Genomic DNA, 2,260 nt, shown 5'->3' on the forward strand with positions numbered 1-2,260 from the left:
AAAGATCGATCCAACGGGAACGACCAACGATCTTGTTATTGGTAAGGTGGGCACAACAGGCAGCAATATCGCCTACAATCCTGCTTCACAGATTGCCAGTATTGCCAGGACCAACGATGCCTACGCTTGGACTGACGGCTACAATTTCAATCGCGGCTACACGGCGAATGGCCTCAACCAGTACACGGCCTCCGGCTCGACATCGCTCGGCTATGATAGTCGGGGCAACCTGAACAGTTCCGGCAGTATCAGCTATACGTACAACGGCCTCAACCAACTCACATCTGTGAGCGGAGGTCCTTCCGCGACCCTGACATATGATCCGGCTGACAGGCTCTATCAGCTGGTTTCGGGTGGAACGACTACGCGCTTCCTCTATGACGGCGTTAGCATGATCGCGGAGTACAACGGCTCCAACGCGCTGCAACGACGCTTCGTGCCGGGGCCTGGCACGGACGAGCCAGTCGTCTGGTACGAGGGTTCGGGCACGAGCAATAGGCGCTGGCTACAGGCTGACGAGCGTGGATCGATCGTTTCCGTCACCGATGCGTCGGGAGCGGGCATGGCCATCAACCGCTACGATGAGTACGGTATTCCGCAATCGACGAATCTCGGGCGCTTCCAGTATACGGGGCAGGTCTGGCTCGGCGAGGTTGGCATGTACTACTACAAGGCCCGTTTCTACTCCCCCACCCTTGGCCGTTTCATGCAGACTGACCCCATCGGTTACGGTGATGGCATGAACTGGTATAATTATGCAGGCTCTGATCCCGTGAATTCAGCCGATCCGTATGGTCTGACTGTTGTATGTAATGATGGGAAAGAATTTTCAAACGAGGATAATACAGCTGATCCGTCAGGAGATATTTGTGCAGGGCATGGGGGCATGAAACAAATCGAGGCATGGGGCACTGGAGGTAGTGGCTTCTTTGGTGGTGGTGCTGTACCTCACCTTGGTGGAGGTGGAGGTGGAGGTGGCAGGCCTTGCCCAACTGGCGCAGCCGCTATTGCCGACGGAAGTTCTGCAAGCTGCAGGCCGCAAAGTAAAGAGCAAACGGAGCAGGATAATTGCGCCTCTTCGGGGATCAACGACTTGATTGCCAAAAATCCAGCATTGGCGAGTGCGATTGCGAACATTGACAGGTTGGGTGCCGCAAATGGCCGCGAGTATGGATTTGTAGCTCGGACAGTGCCCCGAATGCGGGGCGGTGGGAATCTCATTATCGGACCAACGACAACTGGCGTTGGCGGCCTTTGGAATGCCACTAAGGGCTTCACCGTCGAGAATTTCCTCAGGCTAAATGGAAATGCGGTCGTTTTTCACTCACATTACCCATCGGACACATACGCACCCGACCTTTCACCGGCGGATATTTCCAATGGCGATGGATTTGGAGAAGCTATGAGTGTTTCGATTCAGAATGGTGTTCTCTATTGCTCTCGTTCAAGCAGGTGATGAGATGAAAAAGCGACCATATCTCATTCTCGCCATTTCATCCGCCATTTTCTTGGTTTTGGGGTTCTATATTGGCGCGAACTATCTGAAATGGTTTTATTTTAGCGATGACGACGTCTTGAAGGCAGCTGTTTACCATGATGCGATCGAAGGTTTAGTCGCTGCAGCACCCGGCGCTGATAGGTCAGTTCTACGCGAGAACCTACAGGCCATGCACCCCGACTTTTTTCGGAGCAAAGAGTATGAATGCGTAAGATTTATGCCTAGATATGGTCAATATAGCTTTGTGAGAGTGTTCTGTAGGAACATCGCTGACAAATCGGTGAAAATCTACAATTATTGACCGCAATAAACGTCGACGCCGGTCGTCTTGCCACTTACATAATTGATCTTGTTAGAAACTGGCTCGAATTAAGGCCATGAGATGGACGGCAAGATAGAAGCTATGGCACCCTTGGTCCCATAAGTGCTTGTCTGCACATCGTATTGTGGGGTTTTGGACGGCACTGCCTCGGGCGAGGCGGTGCCGTTGTCGTGTCAGGGCATTGATTTTGCGGGTAGAATAGCGGTGCCGTCGTTGCCGGGATGGGCCTGTAGAATCACCGCGAGATAAAAGCGCGGCTAGCCATGGCGGCCTATGTGGTTGGTTGTGCTGGGCTTTTGTGTATGGCCTGCAAATCCCCCGGCCAGCCCTGCTTGAAATATCGTGAGCAATATCAAGGCGGGGCCGTATGGCCACGTGCGGCGCAGCCGAGGAGTTGGAGCGCAGAGACCATGTGGTCTTCGACGTCGTCGATGGTGAGT

Annotated in this window: 2 protein-coding genes; both read left to right on the plus strand. The window is 53.5% G+C overall.

The features are described 5' to 3' along the window. Window positions 1–1,456: RHS repeat-associated core domain-containing protein (locus NN5_RS26715; RefSeq protein ID WP_217998780.1), on the plus strand; the 1,456-nt coding region annotated here is incomplete at its 5' end. Continuing rightward, window positions 1,422–1,799, plus strand: a complete 378-nt coding sequence (locus NN5_RS26500; protein ID WP_067739298.1) for a hypothetical protein — start codon at window positions 1,422–1,424, stop codon at window positions 1,797–1,799. The genes NN5_RS26715 and NN5_RS26500, both read left to right, overlap by 35 nt. Window positions 1,800–2,260: the final 461 nt, after the last annotated feature.

Source organism: Novosphingobium naphthalenivorans NBRC 102051 (genome assembly GCF_001590985.1).
Classification (GTDB): domain Bacteria; phylum Pseudomonadota; class Alphaproteobacteria; order Sphingomonadales; family Sphingomonadaceae; genus Novosphingobium; species Novosphingobium naphthalenivorans.

Coding starts and splice junctions, on each gene's coding strand:
- NN5_RS26500 (WP_067739298.1), top strand. CDS start 1,422: ATGGTGTTCTCTATTGCTCTCGTTCAAGCAGGTGATGAGATGAAAAAG.